The following is a 21,746-nucleotide window of genomic DNA, read 5'->3' as shown; positions in this document are numbered from 1 at the left end:
GAGTTACTGATTCAATCAGTAGCGGCCAGTTTTAAAAATAAACTATCAGTTTTAAGACAAATAAAAAAGCCTCAACATTGCTGTTGAGGCTTCATTATGAATGGTGCCGACTGCCGGAGTCGAACTGGCGACCTACTGATTACAAGTCAGTTGCTCTACCAACTGAGCTAAGTCGGCACACAAAGCTGTGTGCAGTATTAATATTTAACTATAAAAGCATTAATACATTGGCACCGAAATAATACTTAATATTGCTATTGAGCACCATCTCTGTAAATGGTGCCCCGACCCGGAATTGAACCAGGGACACGAGGATTTTCAATCCTCTGCTCTACCAACTGAGCTATCGGGGCATCTCTATGAAGGTGTTCACTACCTCCTGAAGACGGGGCGTATTAGACTGTTTTTAGCTTTGTTCGTCAACTGTTTTTTTCAACTTTCTGATAAAAACAGTTTGTTTGCTGTTTTATTGCACTTATTGTTGTTTTATTTAACAGTTATTGTGATTTTTTCTGAAACCACAGGTTTGTCATGAGGGATATGTAAATAGTTACCCAAAACAAGTTGTAAAGTGTGTTCACCGGGTGAAAGTGTTATTTGTGTTTCAGTTTGTCCACCACCAAAGTGTATTAATTTATCTGTTGCAGGCAACGGCGCATGCATATCAGGAAGCGTATCTGTATCAATTAATAAATGATGATGTCCAGTGTTCTCCTTGTTTATGCCCGCAGGAGAAACACCCATACCCGTTAAACCAAACCTTACCGTAATGGTTTTGCCAGTTGTTTGGCCGTTAACAGGTGAGATAAAATACACTTGTGCATCTTTAGGAGCTTTAGATAGATTCTCATGACTATGAGTTACGGTGCTAAAAGCAGTTAGCGCGAGTGATAGTGCAATTATTAAACTTTTCATTACTTATCCTTACTTACATCTGGGTGAGTTTTATTACTGATTAAGTTGACGGTGGAACATAGCCTTCAATGTCTGGCTCTACTCCATCAAATAAATAGGCGACCATGGCATCTTCTAAAAACTGTCTATCATCAGCATTCATCATATTCATTTTTTTCTCATTGATAAGCATGGTTTGTTTTTTTTGCCAATGACCCCAAGCCTCTTTAGAGATGTTATCAAAAATACGTTTACCCACTTCGCCAGGATATAATTGAAATCCTAAACCTTCGGCATCTTTTTTTAAATGTTGACAAAATACAGTGCGACTCATAATTCTCTCTTATTCATGTTAAGGGTTCGTTTTATTATTGGCATTAATTACTTTGCAATAAACCAATAAGTTTTTTGGTTGACGCAGCTAGACCAACACTAGCTTCGCTGCGTAAATTATACCATTTTTGTTCTTTAGGTTCGCTAATTACTTGGCTGTACGCAGGTGAATTTGACTGTAGATAAAGTTCATCTTGCATACAATCAACAATAATAGGCGAAATATCAAGGTGAAAGTGGCTAAATGTATGCCTAAAGCTTGGCAGTTCTAGCTGTGAGTTTTCACTCGTTTTTGCTTGTAAACCTAGCGACTGTAATAAACTTGAAATTTCACTTTTATCATTAACTTCATGGAAACACCATAAACCACCCCAAATGCCAGCGGGAGGACGTTTTTCCATGAGTACTTTATCGTTTGTGGCGGTGGTGATTCTTGGAATCACCATAATCGTATTCTTTTCTGGTATTTTTTTCTTCGGTTTTCTTTGTGGAAACTCAGCTTGTAAATTATTCGCCATAGCTAAACAGCTAGTTTGTACAGGGCATAGTTCACAGGTGGGCTTACTGCGAGTACAAACAGTGGCACCTAAATCCATCATGGCTTGTGTATAAAAGCTAGTGTCAATAGCAGGTGTTAATATTTCACTGAGCTGCCATAGTGCTTTGTCAAATTTGGCTAAACCATTATAGCCCTCTACTAAGTAACTTCGCGCCAATACACGTTTTACATTACCATCTAAAATAGGGTGGTGTTGATTTAACGCCAAACTTAAAATGGCTCCCGCGGTTGAGCGACCTATACCAGGTAAAGCGATTACTTGCGCTATTTGCTCTGGAAAAATGCCACCATGTTCGGCCACTATGAGTTTTGCTGCCTTATGTAAGTTACGTGCTCTAGCGTAATAGCCTAAGCCGGTCCAATGATGTAGCACCTTATCTTCATCAGCATTCGCCAAACTGGCTATCGTAGGGAAACTTGCCATAAAGCGTTGATAATAAGGGATAACCGTAGCTACTTGTGTTTGCTGTAGCATTATCTCTGAAATCCAAACACTGTATGGCGTTTTATTATGCTGCCAAGGTAAGTTCTTTCGGCCTTGTTGGTGATACCAATTAACAACTTGCGAAGCAAATGCTTTTGCAGACGCTGATGAAATGGTTATATTTTGTTTTGCTTTAGCAGACACTTGAGTATTAATGACTATTAACTTCACTTGTAATGTTTAGTCTAGTGTAACGAATTATAATGATTGACTCAAAAAAGTTTAGCTTGGGTATTAAATAGATAACTTAGTCAAAGTGAGGAATAAAATTAAGAGAGGTGGTATTAACACTACGCCGCTTGGGTATATAATAACAGCATTATTTTTTTAACGATTATTAAGAGACGACAACATGAAAGTTGATGCAAAAAACCGAAGTCAGCGTTTGCGTAAAAAATTGCGAGTTGATGAGTTTAAAGAATTAGGTTTTGACGCTGCTTGGCAGTTAAAAGAAGATATTACCAGCGATGACCTTGATCTCTTTATCGATAAGTTTTTTAGCGAAGTGATTCAGCCAAATGGGTTAAGCTTTGGCGGTGAAGGCGACACTTTGTGGCACGGCTTAATTTGTACTCAAAAGTTAGGTTCATGCACAGACAAGCATAGAGTGGCTGTTGAGCAATGGCTAACTGATAACGGTGCTACATCAGTTGCAGTTAGTGAGTTATACGACGTATGGTGGGCTGAATAACTTCTGAGAGTTTAACATCACTTTATGCATCGTTAAATAAAAGTGCAATATGAGTAACTATTGCAACGTTTATTAAACTTGCCTAAAGCACTATTAATTCTCTCAGAAAGTAGGAGTTTAACATCACTTTATGTATTGTTAAATAAAAGTGCAATATGCGTAACTATTGCAACGTTTATTAAACTTGCCTAAAGCACCTTTAATTCCTGCAGCAAGCATCAAATCGATTTTGATTGCCTAAATTAAACTTTAAAAGATAGACAAATGACTGAAGAAATAAAGAAAATACACAAAACCATAGAAGAAGCAGAGCAAGAAGGTAAGTACATTCGTAAGGTACGTAGCTTTGTAAAACGTGAAGGCCGATTAACGAAAGGGCAAGAGCGAGCTTTAAATGATTATTGGCAAACGATGGGGTTAAATCATAGTGATGGCACTCTCGATTTTACCGCATTATTTGGCAATAATAACCCCGTTGTATTAGAAATTGGTTTTGGTATGGGCAAGTCATTAGTAGAAATGGCTAAAGCAGCACCAGATTTAAATTTTATTGGTGTTGAAGTACACAAGCCCGGTGTTGGCGCCTGTATTGCGTTGGCCGCAGAACAAGGTGTTGAAAACTTAAAGGTGTTTGAACATGATGCTATTGAAATCTTAGCCGATTGTGTGCCTGATAATAGCTTAACTACAGTGCAGTTATTTTTCCCTGATCCTTGGCATAAAAAGAAGCATCACAAACGTCGTATTGTTCAAGCTGCTTTTGTTGAAGCGATTCGTAAAAAGCTGCAAGTTGGTGGTGTGTTTCACATGGCAACAGACTGGGAAAATTACGCAGAATGTATGCTGGAAGATATGCGAAGCGCACAAGGCTATAAAAACCTATCAGCAACAAATGACTACGTGCCCCGTCCAGCATCAAGGCCGTTGACTAAATTTGAAAGCAGAGGTCAACGGTTAGGCCACGGTGTTTGGGATTTACAATTCGCTAAAGTATAGCTTGTCTCGGCTTATGCTTTTGGGGTAAGCCGAGCAATTAATTTGCCCTAGCTTATGTTTTCACCTTGTCATATTGTTTCGGTGTTGATACTAGGTGTCTCAACCAGCACTGGGTTTTTGTTATTGTATAAAATCAAGCGATCAACTTATTGTTAACGCGGTAAGTAGTTACGCTCAATAAAAAATAAATGTTGAGCGTTACGTAAGTTTCCTGAATTTTTCAGCCATTGCTCTGTAATAATTCCTCGTTGTAAAGCAGCATGGAGAATGCGGCTAGGATATTGGCACCAATAATAAATTGTAGCTTCTTGATGACAAGCGTTATTTGGCAGCATTTCACAACGCTCTTCTGCTAATTCTTCAATAATACTGGCAATAACCTTTTCTTTTAACTCATCTTCAATTTTTTGCTTGAATCGGGTAAAACGTTTGGCTTTTATCAATTGCCAAATTAACCAGCCCATTGCTGCGATTGCAAGTACAGCGATAATTTGCATTTATCTCTTCTCTCTCATGTGAAATTATACAAGGATAGTAACAACTTCTAAGTGTTTAATATCTGCTTTTCTATTGCGGTCAGCTTGTGTGAACAATTTTTGACAGCTTTCAACCCGTGAGTTTATAGTTAATCAATAAGAAAAAATATGCATTATCAATATTATTTAATTCATTGAGACGGATACGGGTATATTGTTAACTAACTGTGAATTATTACGTTTTGAGTTGACTTTTAACATGAAGATGCTTTAAATAAACCTTTACGGACGAAAATCATGTCAATGGCAGTATAAATGAATAAAGGAATTAAGATCAGTGACAAGTTAACCAAACGTATGCTGCTTTATATATTACTATGCAGCACGTTGGTTTCTGTGTGTTCAACGTTCGCTCAGCTATACTCTTCCTTTAAATATGACTTAACGCTATTAGAGCAGCGTTTTAATAATATAGAAAAAAGCTACCTACCTTCCATTGCTAACAGTTTATGGGATTTTAATAGACCGTTAGTTGAACAGCAAGTTCAGGGAATTTTAGATTTACCCGATATCGGCTTTGTGGTGATTGAAGATGACTTTAATTATCATCAAAAGTTTGGTGATTTAAGTATTGAGGCTAAAAAGTCTGCTGAATTTACTATTTACTTTCAAGGGCAGTATGTGGGTAAGCTAGCCGTTAGTGCTAACTATCAAGATATCTATAATCGGCTATGGCAACAAGCAGGTTTTATCTTAACGGCTGAGTTTGTAAAAATCTTTATTATTGCCTTTTTTATTCTTGTGATTGTCAATAAGCTTGTAATGCAGCATTTATTTAAAATAACTCATTATGCACAAAGGTTAACTAGCCATAATTTAGATGAAAGACTCATTCTACTGAACCGTCCAGAAAAAGAAGATGAATTAGACTATCTAGCACATGCAATTAATAGTATGCGCATTAAGCTTAAAAATAAAATTTTGAAATTAGAAGATGCAGAAAATGCCTTACTTGCCTTAAATGGTGAACTTGAAGTTAAAGTTTACGACAGAACAGCAAAATTAGAAGAGAGCAACCAGCAATTAAAAAATTCATTTGATAATTTAACCCTAGCACAAGACCAATTGGTGCAATCTGAAAAGATGGCATCACTTGGACAATTAGTCGCTGGAGTTGCCCACGAAGTCAATACCCCATTGGGCATCTGTATTACTTCAACTAGCGCGTTAAAAGAGCGAGTAGAAGCGTTACAAGCGGCGATAGAGTCTCAAGAGTTAACCAAATCATTTCTCAGTGATAGTTTAAATTTATTGCTTCAATATGAAAAAATAATTGAACGAAGTTTACATAAAGCGGTTGATTTAATCCGTAGTTTTAAATCTGTTGCTGTAGATCAGCACACAGACACTGAGACGAAAATCAACTTACACCAACATGTTTATGATGTAGTAAGTACGGTTAAAACACTCTTTAAGCATAAACACTACCACATTAATATTGAAGTAGATCAAAATCTTTCACTGTTAACTTACCCTAGTGCTTGGAACCAAATTTTAACTAACTTATTAATGAACTCTCACCTTCATGGTTTTGAAGAAAGTACAGAGGGAGAAATAAACATAGTCTTTACTCAAAAAAATGGTTACTTAACATTGATGTATAGTGATACGGGCAAAGGCATAACGAGTGATTTAAAAAAGCATATTTTTGACCCCTTCGTTACCTCTAAACGTGGGCAAGGTGGCTCGGGCTTAGGCTTAAATATTGTATTTAACCTAGTCAATGCTAAGTTAAATGGCACAATTATGTTAATTGACTCAGAACAGGGTGTCACATTCAAAGTTAAAGTACCGATTAAAACAAGCTAAAAAAACACTAGCTTTAAACTAACGACGACGATTATTACATTAAAAAATCTTAGCAAAATAAAGCTTATGTTGTTTAAATCTGTTCTAAAAACAAGCGAATATTGACAATTACATGGTAAATCTTTAGAATCACGCGCCTAAAATCTATGAAGCGCACCTATAGTTAGTAGTCCGTGAAGCATGTGTTGTTCTTGGTGTGGATAAGTACCTAACGCTTAACACTTAAATCCTAGCGCCTATTAGATCTAAGAAACCCTCCGTTTATTAATTTCGTGAATAGATTGCAACAGAGTATTCTATTAAACCAATGAGACAAAAATGTTTGAATTAAATCCCAGTAAAGCGTCAAACCTGAAAAACGATGTACTATCGGGCTTAACCGTTGCCCTAGCCTTAGTACCAGAAGCAGTCGCCTTTGCTTTTGTGGCAGGGGTAGAGCCACTGGTTGGGTTATATGCTGCATTTATAGTGGGGTTAATTACCTCAATATTTGGCGGCCGACCAGGCATGATCTCAGGCGCAACAGGCGCTATGGCAGTAGTTATGGTAAGTTTAGTTACACTGCATGGTGTTGAATATCTTTTTGCTACTGTAGTATTGACGGGGTTATTACAAATATTGGCAGGGGTCTTTAAGCTAGGGAAGTTTATTCGTTTAGTGCCACACCCTGTGATGCTCGGCTTTGTTAACGGGCTCGCCATTGTAATATTCCTAGCGCAGCTTGGACAATTTAAAGTCACTAATAGCGCAGGAGAACTAGAATGGTTACAGGGCACGCCACTGATGATTATGGCGGGCTTAATTTTATTAACTATGATTATTATTCATTTTTTACCTAAATTAACACGTGCAATTCCTTCCTCACTCGTTGCCATTGTTGTGGTCACTATATTAGTACAAAGCCTAGGGCTTGATACCCGCACTGTGGTTGACTTTCTTCGTGATATGACCAACGACCCAGCAGCATCTATCGCGGGCGGCTTTCCCGAGTTCTCTATTCCGAATGTTCCTTTTAACTTAGAAACGTTAAAAATTATCTTTCCTTTTGCATTAATCTTAGCAGGGGTTGGTTTAATTGAGTCATTACTTACTTTAACGCTTATTGATGAGTTAACAGGCACGCGTGGCCAAGGTAATAGAGAGTGTGTGGCGCAAGGTGCAGCTAATAGCGTTACTGGTTTATTTGGTGGTATGGGTGGCTGTGCTATGATTGGCCAATCAATGATCAATGTAAATTCTGGCGGGCGAGGGCGCGCTTCCGGTATTACCGCAGCAATTGCCTTATTGGGCTTTATTTTGTTTGCCTCAGAGCTAATTGAAATGATCCCATTAGCAGCGTTAGTTGGGGTAATGTTTATTGTTGTTATTGGTACATTTGAATGGTCAAGTTTTCGTATTTTAAACAAAGTACCTAAAGCCGATGCATTTGTTATTATATTGGTGTCAGGGGTTACGGTTGCAACAGATTTAGCGATAGCGGTAGTGGTAGGTGTTATTGTTTCAGCCTTAGTATTTGCTTGGGAGCATGCTAAACGTATTCAAGTAAATCGCAATAACACGCCACAAGGCTCTACTGTCTATGAAGTTATAGGGCCACTTTTTTTCGGTTCAGTAGCAACATTTTTAGAGCAGTTTGACGTGAACGACGACAGTGACGATATAATTGTTGAATTTAAGCGTTCGCGGGTGGCAGACCATTCAGCAATTGGCGCAATTAGCACCTTAGCGGATCGTTATTTAGCAAAAGGAAAAACACTGCATTTAAAATACCTAAGTCCAGATTGTCAGCTACTATTAAGTAAGGCAGGCTACTTAGTAGAAGTTAACGTTATTGAAGATCCAGAGTACCATATTGCTACGGATGAGCTTGGCTAAATTCACGTACTAAGCGCTTAGCCTTTATCTCTAGTTTAATTAAGGTTATTAAAGGTCATATAATCAATGCAGTTAGAACTTTTTGATGTTCCAAGCCCCTGTGTGGCAGTGTGCCAATCAAATGAAAAAGGCTACTGCCTTGGTTGTATGCGAACGCGCGAAGAACGAAAAGACTGGATTAACTTTGACAACGATACTAAGAAAAAAGTAATTAAGCGCTGTATTCAACGGGAAAAACGTCAAAACAATAAAGCATCTGCTAAAACTGTAGATGTAAAAAAAACACAACTAAATCAACAGCAAGAAAAGCAACCTTCATTATTAGACCCACCTAAAAAGGTATCTTTATCTAGTGATACTGATATAGACTTTAGTGACTTTGAACTATAATTTTAGCAAGAGCACCTTTCTCTGTCGTAGCTAATTACTAGGTAATTAATAAGTAACAGATAACGGTTGCCAGCATTATTATTTCTAGCTATTATACCTGCTCTTTAGCACATACTCTTGTGGTGAAGCGAATATGGTCTAAAAATACCCATAATGCCCCGATAGCTCAGTTGGTAGAGCAGAGGATTGAAAATCCTCGTGTCCCTGGTTCAATTCCGGGTCGGGGCACCACTTATTTAAGCTTATTATAGTTGTTTTATAGTAGCCCCATAATTCAAGTAAAACTAAGAAACCCTTCTTATTTATAGTATTTAATTAAGAGTAAATTTATATTGAATTGTTGGACATTATTCTTGCAATCAGCAGAGAAAACCCTAATAATTAAACTCAGAAAATTTAATTGATCTACTCGTAAGGTGATTAGGTAGATTGGATTGTAATATCGGAATAGCTCTTGTCCAATATAGAAAGGAATATAGCAGTGAAAAAAATAGATTTTTTAAAGTCACCTCTCGCAATAGCTTTAGGTGCAGTACTAATGGTTGCAAGTTGTGGTGGTAGCTCAAGTTCAAACCCAAACCCAAACCCAGGTTCAAGCTCAAGCTCAGCCCCAACAACACCAACCGATGGTATTGCCGTTGTTGTTGGTGAAGTACTAAAAGGTATATTAATCGGGGCTGATGTGATCATAACTGATGCAGCTGGCAATGAAGTTGCTCGTGGTGTTACTGATAGTGATGGTAAGTTCGATATTAGTTTTTCACCTGAAGCAGATGGTGTTTATACTATAACAACAGTAGCGAATGACAACACCACCATGATCTGTGATGCAGTAACATGTGGTACTGATGCTAACGGCGACGTTATTGTAACAGGTGGGATAGTACCTGCTGCTAATTTAGATGGCTTAGCATTAGCAAACGTTGTACACATCGTAAAACCTGCTGATGATACGACATTAGCAGCAACAGGCGAAAATGGCATTCAGCTGAATGTTTTCACTACATCTACCGTTGCTGCATTAAAAGCTAAAATCGCAGCAGGTAATTTAGATGCTGAAGGCTTGAAAGAAGCAGCAAGATTAGCAACAAAAGTTGCTGCAGCAGCTTTAGGTATCGATATACCTGAAAACGCTAATTTGCTTGACCTATATCTTCCTAGCAATGCTGATGACTATATTACAGCTAGCAATGCTGCGTGGGCTTTATTAAATGCCGCACACGCAAATAACGTAGAAAATGTTATTAAGTTGTTGGCCGCTGTAGAGTTTATTGCCACTGCAGAAGATGGTCAGGATACTAGTGATGCCCTTGATGATCTCATTGCAATATACGGTGAAGTTACTCAGCAAGCAGTAACATTATCGGGTGTTGTTGACGTTCCTCAAGAAACAATTGATGCCCTTAATGATGCCGCCAATGGCACAATTGATGTTGGCGCATTAGAGAATGCTGTTATAGAAAACAATGGTGGCGACTCAAGCTCTAGCTCAAGTAGCTCTAGCTCAAGTGTTCCGAGCTCAAGTTCAAGCAGCTCAAGCTCAAGCAGCTCAAGTTCAAGCAGCTCAAGCTCAAGCAGCTCAAGCTCAAGCAGCTCAAGCTCAAGCAGTTCTAGCAGCTCTAGTTCTAGCTCAAGCAGCTCAAGCTCAAGTGTTCCTAGTTCAAGCTCAAGCAGCTCTGTATCGGGTTCAGGATCAGGTTCAGGCTCTGGTTCAGGCACTGGTGGCTCAGGCGGCGGTGGTGTTTAACATTAGCTCCCTTTAAGTTAACTATAATAAAACCGCTTCTTAGCGGTTTTATTTTATGTAAATAATGAATGTTTGATCATAATTCACTAAAAAGTGATCATCATAAGTAAGCTTTCAAAAGTAATAATAAATGATTAACACTAAAATCAAGCGAGAATTTACTAAGTTTCTTCTCGTCGGGTTAATTTGTACTTCTATACAATACTTTTTACTATTCCTTTTGGTAGAACTTGTCTTAATATATGCGGTTACGGCTTCAGCAATAGCGTATATTTTAAGTGGCATCATTAATTATTTATTAAATTATCATTTTACTTTCCAAGTAAATAATAATCACGTAACGACTTTAGCCAAGTTTATATTCATGGTTTTACTTGGTTTTTTGGCAAATACAATAATATTCTATTTTGTCTTTAATTACTTCATGTTACCCTATCTTATGACTCAATTAGTGGCGACGGTTTTAGTGTTAATTCAAAACTTCATGCTAAGTAAATATTGGACCTTTAAAACATCATAATGATAAATAACTCTCCTGAACCAGCATCACCTTCTGTTTCCACATTACCTTCTTTAGCTATTGTCGTGCCTTGTTTTAATGAAGAAGAGGTGCTAACACAAACATTTAAGGTATTAACTGCAAAACTTACGCAATTAATAGCAAGCGATAAAATTAATAAAAACTCTTATGTTTATTTAGTTGACGACGGTAGCACTGACGCAACTTGGTCATTAATTGATGACTATAGCCATAATCATCAGTTAATCAGAGGGATAAAACTGTCTAGAAACAAGGGGCATCAATTGGCTTTGCTGGCAGGTTTATTCTCAACCAATGAAGACATGGTTGTTTCTATTGATGCTGATTTACAAGATGATATAGATGTTATCGACCAAATGGTAGAGCGCTATAACTCAGGTGACGATATCGTCTATGGCGTGCGCTCAACACGTGATACCGATAGTAAGTTTAAAAAATTCACCGCTGAAAGTTATTATTCATTATTAGACAAAATGGGCGTTGAAATTGTCTATAACCATGCTGATTTTCGTTTAATGTCTAAGCGGGCAATTAATAGTTTAAAAGAATTTCCAGAAAGTAATATTTTCCTCCGTGGCTTAATACCTCAGCTTGGCTTTAGGTCATCTATTGTTAGCTATAGCCGCCTAGCCAGACAAGCAGGTGAAACTAAATATCCTGTCTCTAAAATGTTAAAGTTGGCTTGGGAAGGGGTTACTTCTTTTTCAGTAATGCCGTTACGTTTAATTACTTCAATGGGGCTTATTGTTAGCTTAATATCACTCAGTTTAACTTTTTGGGTGTTATATTTAAAAATATTTACACAAAGTGCAATTCCCGGTTGGTCATCAATTTTATTACCTATTTTATTCATTGGTGGCGTTCAATTAATTAGTCTCGGTATTATTGGTGAGTACATCGCTAAAATATTTACTGAAACAAAAGCACGCCCTAAATATATCATCGAACAAAAAACCTATAAATAACTAACAAATAATTCAACAAAAAATTACCACCAACATTTAAAATGAAATTATTAAACAGCTCACTTATTGATTATGTAAAACAATACAATGTACGTTTGTACGTATTGCTTATTTTGCTATTGGCCACTAGTACTGTTTCTCCTGGCTATAATCAACCTGCTGAGTTATTTTGGGATGAAAATTACCATATTGCCTCAGCGCAAAAATACATTGACGGGGTTATGTTTATGGAGCCCCATCCACCATTAGGTAAAATGTTACTAGCTTTGGGGGAATATATCACTCAAGCTAATCAAAATGTTGATACGAAAAACTTACTAAAAACTGATTATTTACAAAATGGCATGAAGCCTAAAAATTTATCATTTACTGGTTATCGACTGGTACCGGTAATATTAATGATATTAACCGCCGTGTTATTTTTTTTCATTGTGAAGAATATTAGTAAAAACAGTCATATTGCTTTTTTATCATCTTTACTGTTAATTTTTGATAATGCCTTAGTTGTCCATGCGCGTAGTGCAATGCTAGAAAGTACACAATTGTTTTTTATGTTGGCAGCTATTCTGTATTTTACCTTAGCAATTAAAAGCAATCGTATTACGCTTAAAACCTATTTAACCCTAGCCAGCCTTATTGCTTTAGTAATATCTGTTAAAGTCAATGGGGCAATATTATTGCTATTGTTAGCTTTTCTATTTTTCTATGATCAAAAAGACGCACTTAAAAATAAACAAATAAGCCAAGTACTGAGGCGTTTAGTTATTACAGCACCATTAAGTGTATTAATAATCGCTGTGGTATTTTTATTCTTCATGTATGCCCATATTGCAAGTGGGAGTAAAATTGTAAATAACCAAACGTATAAAGCGTCACCTGCATACCAAGAGCTTATTACTCAAGGTAATATCTATAGCCCTTCTGCTTTTATTGTTGCGCTAAAAGATAACTTAACATTTATGAGCGAATATGCTGATGGCGTACCTAAGTTAGATATATGTAAAGAAGGTGAAAATGGCAGTATGGCGGTTGGTTGGCCACTTGGCACTAAAACCATTAATTACCGTTGGAATAAAGATACCATTGATGGAAAACAACAAGCACGTTATCTGTATTTACAAAGTAACCCAGTAGTATGGATTACTTCAGGTATAGGGGTAATATTAAGTGTCAGTTTACTGATAGGACGTTTTGTTTACAAAGCCCCCGTTAAAGATGAGTCGTTGTTTTGGTGGATAATGGTATTTAGCTCACTTTATGTCAGTTACATGATTGCGATAATGCAAATCGATCGTGTTATGTATTTGTACCATTACTTTATTCCTTTAGTCTTCGCTTTAATTAATTTGCCATTAATTTACAGTTATATTTTTAGTGATGAATTAATTAAGCAGCCTAAACATAGTTATGTTAATTTAATAATATTTTCAATTTTAGTTATTGTTTCCTTTATACATTTTTCGCCCTTTACATATTATCTGCCTTTAACAGAACAAGAATTTCAGTTAAGACAGTGGTTTGATTTTTGGCAGCTTAACTCGGTTACTCAATAATGAAAAATTCTATAATGACATTTACCTTGCTGACTATTGCAGGCGCAATATATCTGCAAACATCATTGCCTGAATTAAGAGAAATAATCGCGGTAACCGTATTGCAAAATAAAGATAATATAAAGTCAGTGCACCAAAAAAGAAATATCAGTAAAAGTAAAAAATATTATCTAGACCAAATAAGCTTCCAAGCTAACGGAAACCGCTTATATCATCATGCAAAGGGAAATATTGGTTATAAAGAGCATTACTTTATTGACTTTAACAGTTCCTTTACTACTAAGGACAGCGCGGTTTACCAATTTAGCATTTCATCAGATGATGGCTTTGCCCTGTATATTGATAATACATTAATCTGTGAGCATGCCGGTGATCGGCCACTAACAAAAAGTATGTGTAGTGTGCCACTAAAACCAGGATATCACAGCCTTAAACTCAAGTATTTCCAAGGCTATGGTAATGTTGGTTTAGTGGTTTTATACAAGAATACTAAAGAACATCAGTTTCTACCTGTTGGTGTAGATAGTAAAAACCTGACATTTAATCTTCAAGTTAATTAATTGTATGATTAAGTATAAGCTATACCAAACGGATTAATTATTTTGCTAAGTGAGCAATAAATTAGTCCGATTGGTATATTAGTAGTAAATAAACAGAACAGCGCCCGTAACAAATTTTACATACGATCTCTATTAAAATAGGCTTGGTCTATATTATGGTAGAATATCGGTTCATTACCATAACCTAAAGTAATGTTATTATCAGTGTCACCTACTTTTGTTTCTAGCATGTAAGTCCATTGTTCTATGCCTTTTACTTGCACACCGTAGGTTTTTTTCATAGATTTAGACATATTCAAAGGAATGCTAAAACCAAGACCAATAAAGCTTTCGGTAATACCATTTTCTGCAAATTTAGAGCGTCGGTATTCAATGGCAACATTAGTATCACCAAACCAATGTTTTGACAATATGGTAAAGCCTTTATCGCCCTGCCAATACTCTCCCGCTTTAACTTCAATATCCCAATTATAAGGTTTCACTCTATGTCGATATTTGATTAATTTCATGTTGTGTTTTTTATGGCTATCATTATCTTTATAATCGCTATAAACAAATGAAACGCGATGTGTTTGATCGCTTGATTGCCAACGTGTTTCATTTTGCCAGCCTTTAACGTTATATAAAATTTGGCCTAAAGAAAATTTGGTTGCTGTATTAAAAGGCAGCATAAATGTTTGATGAAATAAGCGGCGATCAATACCTTCTCGCAAACCCCACCAGCGATAGAACCGCGCCCCTTTTTCAAAGTTCTGACTATCGGCAATATTATGAGAAAAATGACGTATATCGATAACACCACCGTTCCACAAAGACATTTGTAAATTACTGCTTAATAATAGTTGATAGTCAAATGCCCCAAATTCTGTCCCTAAATTACTAACTATCCCAGGAGAAAAAATTAAGCGAGGAACAAAGTGAGTTGATGAGATATTTTTTTGGTGCCAAACAGTATTGTCGGCTATCTTTATACTATTAGCTTTTTGCCAGAAGCAGTCAGTCAAGGAAGAAGAGCACAGCTTATTTACTTGGTACACAGGCAAACCATAATTAGTTAATATCATGCTGGCTTGGGTGCTACCTGTGAGTAAATCAATATAATCGGTAACAACCTCAATGGCATCGTATTCATTTCGGTTATATAGGTTATTCTCTAATTTAACCACTAAATGACCATTATTTACGCCAACTGAGACAGACTCGAAACCATGGTCTACTAGTTTATTCGTTAATAATTGCATATGAGCAGCGCTAGGTGTTTCATCTGCTTTATTCGTTAATGGTTTTGAATAATATTCTGTAGGGGAGTTAGAGCTTTGATTATCGCTATTGTTTTTTTGAGCTATCTGGCTTTCTTGCAAAACTTCTTGTTTTTTAATGTCAGGTTGAAGCGATTTATCTTGTGATTCAGGTAAACTTAATGCGTAATCACGACTTGTTGGGCGTTTGTTATCTGAACCGCCAATAGGTATCGTAATTCCTGCGGAAAACCAGGGGCCTTCTTTATAGTGTTCTTTGTCTGATGAATATAATTGGCTAGTAAAATGTGCTTGCCAATTATTGGGTAACCACTGCCATTGTTTTGGCGTTATAAACTTCAGCCCAACACTCACTGCATTGGCATCATATTCACTCACAAGCTGTAAATAATCTAAAGGTTGCCATTCAATAGAGCCAAAGACACCATCCATGTAACCTATTGTATTGTCAGCTTTACCAAGTCCTAAATTAATTCTAGCATTGCCCCAATCATGCAAGCTGAAAGATTTTGAAGCAGTAATATAATAGAATCGATTGTGTACTGCAGCGCCACCAATATCTTGACCACCAACAGCTAGGTCAAACATATTTTTAGGTATAAAAGGAATATTCCACTTCATCGATGCAGATAAATCTCTAAAGTTACCACAATCACTTTCTGTATACATATTACAGCGCCATGTTTGGGTGGAAAATTGGCCAACAAGCTCCAACTGAGGTAATAAGCCAACAGCAAACTTTAAGTCGTCAGCCTTTACAAAACCGCCATCTTTTCCTCTTTCAGAAAAAAAAGTATCACTATAACTAAAGGTGAAATTGCCATAGTCGGTTACAGCAGTATTAGGTGTATTAAGTACGCCTGTAAACCCTTGATTAGAAAATGATGCATCAAGAGGTTCACTACTCGCAGCGTGACAAAAAAAGGGCAGTGAAGTGGCTAATATTGTGCATAATTTAATAAATTTACTTGTCAAAATTTTAAATCCCTTGAGGCATATACCTACGTTATATTGTTTTCTACATAATCAAATAAACGATGAGTAACGATGTACAGTGAAAATGAATGAAATGATACACATAATTATGGCTTATGCCTAGCATATACTTTGTCGCATTGTATGCTTATACAAAATATAAATGCGTGAAGTAGGCTCTAAAAATAACTAAGCATCGCAGAGGGAATAGCGCTAGTAATAATGTATCAGGTACCAACCATGAACGTATAATAACTGCGCATAAAGTAATGCTTTAATGAGGTGAGCTCAGTAATATTCTTCACAAATTTTATAGTGCATACCATAAATTTGACTATGACAAAGGATGCTAGGCTCAGACAAATACACCCTTATTTTTACTCTTTCATGTTAGTGGCGAGCTGGTTTTGCAGGAGAAATAGCGGTGCAAGATGCAAAAACAAAGTTTAAAAGAGTAAGGCAAGTTTATTTATTTTATGTCTTGTCAACAAATTGTATTTATATTCTGTATTAATGCACGATTATTCAACGTATAATTATCCCAATTAAATTTATATCAGTATTAGCTATACAAAATATACACCATAATTAGAAAGGTATTACACTTATGTTTACAAAGTTAACACAGTTACCAGCAGATCCCATTTTAGGTTTATCTGTTAAATTTAAAGCAGATACCAATGTCAATAAAATAGATCTTGGTGCTGGAATTTATAAAGATGAAAACGGCAATACACCCGTTCTAGCTTGTGTAAAGGCAGCTGAAAAGTTCCGTTTAGAAAATGAAAGTAGTAAAGCTTATTTAGGCTCTGCTGGCTCAGCCTTATTTAACGAAAAAATGACATCACTTATTTTAGGTGATCATAAAGTGATTAGTGAAAACCGCATTCGTACCGTATCAACACCTGGTGGTACTGGCGCTTTACGTACTGCGGGCGAATTTATAAAAACCTGCACACCAGACGCTACTATTTGGGTAAGCAACCCCACTTGGGCAAACCATCAAGGTGTTTTTGCAGCAGCGGGCTTAACGGTAAAAACTTACCCATATTACGACTATGAAAACAACACCTTAGACTTTGACGGTATGCTTGCTGCATTAAAGCAAGTATCAAAAGATGATGCCGTGTTATTACATGCTTGCTGTCATAACCCAAGCGGTATGGATTTGACTAAAGAACAATGGCAGGAAGTTGCTAATGTTGCTAAACAGGTTGGTTTTATGCCCGTGGTTGATATGGCTTATCAAGGTTTTGGTCAAGATTTAGATAGCGATGCATACGGCCTACGTTTAATGGCTGATACCGTTGAACAAATGATTATTTGTAGCTCTTGTTCGAAAAACTTTGGCTTGTACCGTGAGCGCATTGGTGCGTGTTCTATTATTGGCAAAAGTGCATTAGCGGCTGATATTATCAACTCGGTATTATTGTCTGTGGTTCGCGTTAACTACTCTATGCCTCCAGCGCATGGTGCTGCTATTGTGGAAACTATTTTAAGCTCAGCAGAACTTACCACGCAGTGGCATGGCGAGTTAAAAGAAATGCGCGACCGTATTAACGGTATGCGTCAACTTTTAGTTGACCAAATAGCAGCTAATGGCGTAACACGGGACTTTAGCTTTATTACCAAACAAAATGGTATGTTCTCTTTCTTAGGTATTGATAAAGCTCAAGTACAGCGTTTACAAGATGAATTTAGCATTTATATTGTTGGCTCAAGTCGCATTAGCCTTGCTGGTATTTCAACTGACAATGTTCAGTACTTAACGCAGTCAATTGCTAAAGTGCTTTAGTGCCATAGGTGGCATGCAAAAGCCCGATGTTATTACCTAACGTCGGGCTTTTTTAATAGCTAACCAATGTTAATCATTAACCAATAATGTTAACCGCTACACAATTTTATTCGCAGTAACAATTACACCATCGGTGTCGGCATAAAGGTAATCACCCTGATTAATGGTAATGCCACCAAATGATAAACTAATACCACGCTCTGCGGATGTCACTGGAATAGCTTTTCTAGCACAAGTTCCTAAAGCATATAAGGCAACAGGAATATCGGTTATTTGAAAAGTATCTCTAATATAACCATTAACAACAATGCCAGCATAATTATTTTGGTAGGCAAACTTCATTAAATTTTCGCCTACGACAGCAAAATATTCTTGGTCTACATCAACCACCACCACTTTACCCGTACCATCTTCATCTCTTAGTAGCTTGATCAAGTCAGTATTATTTTTTTCCAGCTTGATGGTGACTACTTCGCCTTGGCACTTACTTGCGCCACCATAATTATTATAGCCAGTGCCTAATACAGATACCTTCTCGCTATGCTCGTCACAGATATCAGCAGTAAAAAATGTCATAAAATTTTCCTGTTCTTTATTTATATTACGGTATAGGCGACAATTCTAGCATTAAATGAGTGTTTTTAATTAAAATTTGATACTATATATTCAGCAATAATGAATAGTTATACGTTAGGCGTGAAATAATATGAAGGTAGTAACAGGTGTAGTAGGCAACGATATCCATGTGGTCGCGAATCGTTTAATTGAGCTCTCCCTCAATGCCAGAGGATACGAAGTATTTAACTTAGGTGTAAATACGTACTTAGAAGAGTTTTTTGACGCCGCTGTAGAAACCGGCGCTGAAATTTTACTAATATCATCCCTTAATGGTGAAGCAGAAGGCTGGAGTCGGGAAGTTAAGCAACTTAAAGCAAAATATAAAACGTTAGATGATCTGATCATGATGATTGGTGGCAATTTAGTGGTAGGCACCGGTAATGCTGAAGATATTGTACCAAGGTATAAAAACTATGGTTTTGATATTGTTTGCCACCAAGTTGATTTAAACACAGGGCTAGACATGTTAGAAACCTTACTTGAAGAAAGAGGCCTTGAAAATAGCAGCCTCGAAATAAACGCGCTTGAAGATAGCTCGACCAAAGAGAGAGTAAGTTAATGAGTTTGCTGCAAGAAGAAAGAGAAATAATTTTAAGTAATGAGTACGTCGACACCTTTGACTTTGCCGAAGTGGCAGAGTTTGTGAAAAGTGCGAGCAAAGATTTATTTATATCTCATCACTTTAAAAAGAAAAATAAAATGTTAGTGCAGCCACGTGGTGGTTTCCCTACGTATAAAAAGCAATTTGCCTTATATGAATTCTTTGTTGACGCCAATGTGGATGTATTACCACTGACTATTGACTCCAATACACGCTTAAACGATTACGCTACATCAAAAAAAATGCTACGGTTAAGCGAAGAAAACGACATTGACATGCTTAATGGTTACCCTTTAGTGAACCATGGTTATCGTACTACGCGAAAAATGATCACGCACTTTAATAAACCGGTAAGTTTGCGCCATGGTACGCCCGATGCCCGACTATTAATTGAAACAGCCATAGCGTCAGGCATTTTTGAGATAGAAGGAGGGCCAATCACTTACCTTTTACCTTATTCCAAAAACTTTCCTTTAGATAAAGCCTTTTTATATTGGAAATATGTAGAAAGAGTGTGTGCTAATTATTCTAAATTAAATGAACCGATTAATAGAGAGTCATTTGGGCCACTAACAGCGACCTTAGTACCGCCGTCAATTACCATTGTTATTCAATTACTTGAAATGCTACTTTCATTAGAAGAAGGTGTTAAATCTTTTTCAGTGTCATTTGCTCAACAAGGTTCAATGAACCAAGACATAGTTACTGGCGCGGTCTTAAAAAAACTAGCTAAATATTATGCTGCAGAAATAAACTGCAGTGACGCTGCAATTCATTTGGTGTATCACCAATGGATGGGAGCGTTTCCTATGAATAAAGACTACGCAGAGCAGTTAATTAATATGTCGACCGTCATCGCGTCTATGGTCGGAGCAGACAAAATTATTACTAAAACCAGAGAAGAAGCCTCAGGTATACCTACCAAAGAAGCCAATGCAAAAACAGTTGCTAATACCCAGTACACCTTAGGTATTTTAAATGGTTTGCCCAATGTTGTTGATGAAGAAGAAGAAGAAGTGCTAACGCTGCAAGTCAAAGCTATCATGGAGGCAGTTTTTAACGACCCGGCAGACACCTTATGGCGTAAAGTATTCAACTCGATTAAAAACGGCATTATTGACGTACCATTTTCGCCGCATATTATTAACCACAATAATATGATCACCATCAGAGATGCGAAGAAAAATATTAGAATAATAAAAAGGGGGAATGTGCCTATTCCTGATCGCTGTTATGCCTATGATAAAGCGCAATGTGATTTAACCAAAGATACTACCAGTATCGTCAATGATATTATTCACGATATAGGAATTATGCAATGAGCACTTTAGTAAGCAGTAATAACGACAATAGTAAAAATAAAGTTAAAAAAGACAAACTATTAATTGATGTAGGTAGCACTTATTTTAAGCTAAGTACGCCTGCACACATTGAACAACATCTTCGCGATTTTAATAAAGATATTTTAGACGATTTAACCCATAAAGGTGGCAAAACCATAGCAGGGTTTGCCAAAGAAGATGTACATATTTGTTCTTCTGCTAACGGCGGCTTAACCACGCTTATTATTGGTATTACCCATACCTTTTCAATAAAATATGCCACCAATATTGCCTTTAATTCAGGTATTAATATTATTGATACCGTCTTATTGCAAAATATTGAAGATTACTCTCTGCCGAGCGATCTAATAGATGTAGTTATTATTGTTGGTGGTATTAACTCAAACGGCAATGTTTTCACTAACAGCTTATACAACTACTTAGCACAACTAAACTATTCAAATATTGTATTTGTCGGTAATGAGCTTGATGCTCCAGCTATAAAAGATAACATCAAAGCGGTTGAAGTATTACCCAATATCATTGACGACAGGCTACATATTGTTGAAGAACATTTACGGGAATACTTAACCAACCTTTATCAAAAAGATATTGAAGGAAAAGAAGATATTAAGCACTTGTACAACATTACTTCAAATCAAATATTTCCCACACCTTATATAGTGAATAAAACCTTGCCACTTATTAATGCAAAATTTTCAGTGGTAAACCCATTCATTTTACTTGATATTGGTGGTGCAACAACTGATATTCATTATTCAAAAGACTTGGTTGACGACAACATAGTCACTGAAAATGAATACGACAGACTCGTCTTTAAAAAGTTGGGTGTGTATAAATCAAAACAATCATTAATTTTTGCGGCAAAAAATAATGAATTTGTTTACGAACTACTAATGCATTTAAAAGTAACAGAAAATATTTTTGAAGAGCAAAGTACTAAAGCAACCAAAATTTTAATGCAGTTAGCTATATTTTTGGTGCTATGTAAAATGTCACATTATCGAACTGCCTATATAAACTTAAAGCTACTTGCTATCAACTCAATTGTGCTAACCGGCGGTATTACTAAAGTGCTATCAAACGATGAAATTGAAGATATTATTGCATTTTTCTATAAAAAAATCCTTAACTCGGCACATAAGCCAGTGACCGTACTTGATACTAATTACGATATTTGGACACTTGGAGCTATCGATGCATAACAGACAAACAACAAGTT

At 36.6% G+C, this 21,746-nt stretch carries 20 protein-coding genes and 3 tRNA genes; 15 read left to right on the top strand and 8 right to left on the bottom strand.

The annotated features are described in order from the left end of the window. Positions 1 to 101: 101 nt before the first annotated feature. The 5 genes from AC0UA9_RS06140 to mutY form a co-directional block, all read right to left on the bottom strand. Positions 102 to 177 (bottom strand) — tRNA-Thr (locus AC0UA9_RS06140). A 100-nt stretch (positions 178 to 277) separates the two neighbouring features. Continuing rightward, positions 278 to 353: transfer RNA gene (locus AC0UA9_RS06135), tRNA-Phe, on the bottom strand. Between the two features lie 133 nt (positions 354 to 486). Then, complete coding sequence (locus AC0UA9_RS06130; RefSeq protein WP_475658383.1) at positions 487 to 915, bottom strand: DUF4399 domain-containing protein; 429 nt, start codon at positions 913 to 915, stop codon at positions 487 to 489. Positions 916 to 955: 40 nt separating this feature from the next. Next, positions 956 to 1,228, bottom strand: a complete 273-nt coding sequence (locus AC0UA9_RS06125) for an oxidative damage protection protein (RefSeq protein WP_475658381.1) — start codon at positions 1,226 to 1,228, stop codon at positions 956 to 958. Positions 1,229 to 1,271: 43 nt separating this feature from the next. Continuing rightward, positions 1,272 to 2,432, bottom strand: a complete 1,161-nt coding sequence (gene mutY, locus AC0UA9_RS06120) for an A/G-specific adenine glycosylase (RefSeq protein WP_475658830.1) — start codon at positions 2,430 to 2,432, stop codon at positions 1,272 to 1,274. A gap of 190 nt (positions 2,433 to 2,622) precedes the next feature. Between mutY and AC0UA9_RS06115 the strand changes: the two genes are divergently transcribed. Beyond that, entirely contained in the window at positions 2,623 to 2,961 is a 339-nt protein-coding gene (locus tag AC0UA9_RS06115; protein ID WP_475658378.1) for a YggL family protein, read from the top strand. A gap of 264 nt (positions 2,962 to 3,225) precedes the next feature. Further along, positions 3,226 to 3,957, top strand: a complete 732-nt coding sequence (gene trmB, locus AC0UA9_RS06110; RefSeq protein WP_475658376.1) for a tRNA (guanosine(46)-N7)-methyltransferase TrmB — start codon at positions 3,226 to 3,228, stop codon at positions 3,955 to 3,957. Positions 3,958 to 4,109: 152 nt separating this feature from the next. On the opposite strand, the gene AC0UA9_RS06105 is transcribed toward trmB, so the two are convergent. Beyond that, positions 4,110 to 4,454: a hypothetical protein gene (locus AC0UA9_RS06105; protein WP_475658375.1), complete on the bottom strand. Its 345-nt coding sequence runs from the start codon at positions 4,452 to 4,454 to the stop codon at positions 4,110 to 4,112. A gap of 294 nt (positions 4,455 to 4,748) precedes the next feature. On the opposite strand from AC0UA9_RS06105, the gene AC0UA9_RS06100 reads away from it, so the two are divergent. From AC0UA9_RS06100 to AC0UA9_RS06060, 9 genes are all read left to right on the top strand, one after another. After that, positions 4,749 to 6,302, top strand: a complete 1,554-nt coding sequence (locus AC0UA9_RS06100) for a sensor histidine kinase (RefSeq protein ID WP_475658374.1) — start codon at positions 4,749 to 4,751, stop codon at positions 6,300 to 6,302. A gap of 318 nt (positions 6,303 to 6,620) precedes the next feature. Next, positions 6,621 to 8,177 carry a SulP family inorganic anion transporter gene (locus tag AC0UA9_RS06095; RefSeq protein ID WP_475658371.1) on the top strand — a complete coding sequence of 519 codons (1,557 nt, stop codon included), beginning with the start codon at positions 6,621 to 6,623 and terminating at the stop codon, positions 8,175 to 8,177. Positions 8,178 to 8,243: 66 nt separating this feature from the next. After that, on the top strand, positions 8,244 to 8,567 hold the full coding sequence (locus tag AC0UA9_RS06090) for a DUF1289 domain-containing protein (RefSeq protein ID WP_475658367.1): 324 nt from the start codon (positions 8,244 to 8,246) through the stop codon (positions 8,565 to 8,567). A 155-nt stretch (positions 8,568 to 8,722) separates the two neighbouring features. Then, positions 8,723 to 8,798 (top strand) — tRNA-Phe (locus AC0UA9_RS06085). Between the two features lie 250 nt (positions 8,799 to 9,048). Continuing rightward, on the top strand, positions 9,049 to 10,314 hold the full coding sequence (locus tag AC0UA9_RS06080; protein ID WP_475658364.1) for a hypothetical protein: 1,266 nt from the start codon (positions 9,049 to 9,051) through the stop codon (positions 10,312 to 10,314). Positions 10,315 to 10,444: 130 nt separating this feature from the next. Further along, a complete protein-coding gene (locus AC0UA9_RS06075; RefSeq protein WP_475658360.1) occupies positions 10,445 to 10,834 on the top strand; it encodes a GtrA family protein in 390 nt (129 codons plus the stop codon). Next, positions 10,834 to 11,820: a glycosyltransferase family 2 protein gene (locus AC0UA9_RS06070; protein ID WP_475658357.1), complete on the top strand. Its 987-nt coding sequence runs from the start codon at positions 10,834 to 10,836 to the stop codon at positions 11,818 to 11,820. Before AC0UA9_RS06075 ends, AC0UA9_RS06070 begins: the two co-directional genes overlap by 1 nt. A 41-nt stretch (positions 11,821 to 11,861) precedes the next feature. Next, positions 11,862 to 13,373, top strand: a complete 1,512-nt coding sequence (locus tag AC0UA9_RS06065; RefSeq protein WP_475658355.1) for a phospholipid carrier-dependent glycosyltransferase — start codon at positions 11,862 to 11,864, stop codon at positions 13,371 to 13,373. After that, positions 13,373 to 13,933 (top strand): PA14 domain-containing protein, encoded by a 561-nt coding sequence (locus tag AC0UA9_RS06060; protein WP_475658352.1) that lies wholly within the window; start codon positions 13,373 to 13,375, stop codon positions 13,931 to 13,933. The genes AC0UA9_RS06065 and AC0UA9_RS06060 overlap by 1 nt, the downstream gene beginning before the upstream one ends. 116 nt (positions 13,934 to 14,049) lie before the next feature. Here the strand turns inward: AC0UA9_RS06060 and AC0UA9_RS06055 are convergent, their stop codons facing one another. Continuing rightward, complete coding sequence (locus AC0UA9_RS06055) at positions 14,050 to 16,167, bottom strand: YjbH domain-containing protein (RefSeq protein ID WP_475658349.1); 2,118 nt, start codon at positions 16,165 to 16,167, stop codon at positions 14,050 to 14,052. Positions 16,168 to 16,774: 607 nt separating this feature from the next. On the opposite strand from AC0UA9_RS06055, the gene AC0UA9_RS06050 reads away from it, so the two are divergent. Further along, positions 16,775 to 17,962 (top strand): amino acid aminotransferase, encoded by a 1,188-nt coding sequence (locus AC0UA9_RS06050; RefSeq protein ID WP_475658347.1) that lies wholly within the window; start codon positions 16,775 to 16,777, stop codon positions 17,960 to 17,962. Between the two features lie 96 nt (positions 17,963 to 18,058). On the opposite strand, the gene AC0UA9_RS06045 is transcribed toward AC0UA9_RS06050, so the two are convergent. Beyond that, entirely contained in the window at positions 18,059 to 18,538 is a 480-nt protein-coding gene (locus tag AC0UA9_RS06045) for an RraA family protein (protein WP_475658345.1), read from the bottom strand. A gap of 130 nt (positions 18,539 to 18,668) precedes the next feature. Here AC0UA9_RS06045 and glmS point away from each other — a divergent pair, with 130 nt between their 5' ends. The 3 genes from glmS to AC0UA9_RS06030 are packed head-to-tail and all read left to right on the top strand — an operon-like array spanning position 18,669 to position 21,729. Continuing rightward, positions 18,669 to 19,139: a methylaspartate mutase subunit S gene (gene glmS, locus AC0UA9_RS06040; RefSeq protein ID WP_475658341.1), complete on the top strand. Its 471-nt coding sequence runs from the start codon at positions 18,669 to 18,671 to the stop codon at positions 19,137 to 19,139. Then, positions 19,139 to 20,503, top strand: a complete 1,365-nt coding sequence (locus AC0UA9_RS06035) for a hypothetical protein (RefSeq protein WP_475658339.1) — start codon at positions 19,139 to 19,141, stop codon at positions 20,501 to 20,503. The genes glmS and AC0UA9_RS06035 overlap by 1 nt, the downstream gene beginning before the upstream one ends. Further along, positions 20,500 to 21,729, top strand: coding sequence for a glutamate mutase L (locus AC0UA9_RS06030; RefSeq protein WP_475658337.1), 1,230 nt, complete (start codon positions 20,500 to 20,502; stop codon positions 21,727 to 21,729). The genes AC0UA9_RS06035 and AC0UA9_RS06030 overlap by 4 nt, the downstream gene beginning before the upstream one ends. Positions 21,730 to 21,746: the final 17 nt, after the last annotated feature.

Source organism: Colwellia sp. F1, assembly GCF_056238625.1.
This window is presented reverse-complemented; position numbering and strand designations above follow the sequence as displayed.

Coding starts and splice junctions, on each gene's coding strand:
- AC0UA9_RS06035 (WP_475658339.1), top strand. CDS start 19,139: ATGAGTTTGCTGCAAGAAGAAAGAGAAATAATTTTAAGTAATGAGTAC.
- AC0UA9_RS06105 (WP_475658375.1), bottom strand. CDS start 4,454: ATGCAAATTATCGCTGTACTTGCAATCGCAGCAATGGGCTGGTTAATT.
- AC0UA9_RS06115 (WP_475658378.1), top strand. CDS start 2,623: ATGAAAGTTGATGCAAAAAACCGAAGTCAGCGTTTGCGTAAAAAATTG.
- AC0UA9_RS06090 (WP_475658367.1), top strand. CDS start 8,244: ATGCAGTTAGAACTTTTTGATGTTCCAAGCCCCTGTGTGGCAGTGTGC.
- AC0UA9_RS06065 (WP_475658355.1), top strand. CDS start 11,862: ATGAAATTATTAAACAGCTCACTTATTGATTATGTAAAACAATACAAT.
- AC0UA9_RS06070 (WP_475658357.1), top strand. CDS start 10,834: ATGATAAATAACTCTCCTGAACCAGCATCACCTTCTGTTTCCACATTA.
- glmS (WP_475658341.1), top strand. CDS start 18,669: ATGAAGGTAGTAACAGGTGTAGTAGGCAACGATATCCATGTGGTCGCG.
- AC0UA9_RS06050 (WP_475658347.1), top strand. CDS start 16,775: ATGTTTACAAAGTTAACACAGTTACCAGCAGATCCCATTTTAGGTTTA.
- trmB (WP_475658376.1), top strand. CDS start 3,226: ATGACTGAAGAAATAAAGAAAATACACAAAACCATAGAAGAAGCAGAG.
- AC0UA9_RS06045 (WP_475658345.1), bottom strand. CDS start 18,538: ATGACATTTTTTACTGCTGATATCTGTGACGAGCATAGCGAGAAGGTA.
- AC0UA9_RS06030 (WP_475658337.1), top strand. CDS start 20,500: ATGAGCACTTTAGTAAGCAGTAATAACGACAATAGTAAAAATAAAGTT.
- AC0UA9_RS06060 (WP_475658352.1), top strand. CDS start 13,373: ATGAAAAATTCTATAATGACATTTACCTTGCTGACTATTGCAGGCGCA.
- AC0UA9_RS06075 (WP_475658360.1), top strand. CDS start 10,445: ATGATTAACACTAAAATCAAGCGAGAATTTACTAAGTTTCTTCTCGTC.
- AC0UA9_RS06095 (WP_475658371.1), top strand. CDS start 6,621: ATGTTTGAATTAAATCCCAGTAAAGCGTCAAACCTGAAAAACGATGTA.
- AC0UA9_RS06125 (WP_475658381.1), bottom strand. CDS start 1,228: ATGAGTCGCACTGTATTTTGTCAACATTTAAAAAAAGATGCCGAAGGT.
- AC0UA9_RS06100 (WP_475658374.1), top strand. CDS start 4,749: ATGAATAAAGGAATTAAGATCAGTGACAAGTTAACCAAACGTATGCTG.
- AC0UA9_RS06130 (WP_475658383.1), bottom strand. CDS start 915: ATGAAAAGTTTAATAATTGCACTATCACTCGCGCTAACTGCTTTTAGC.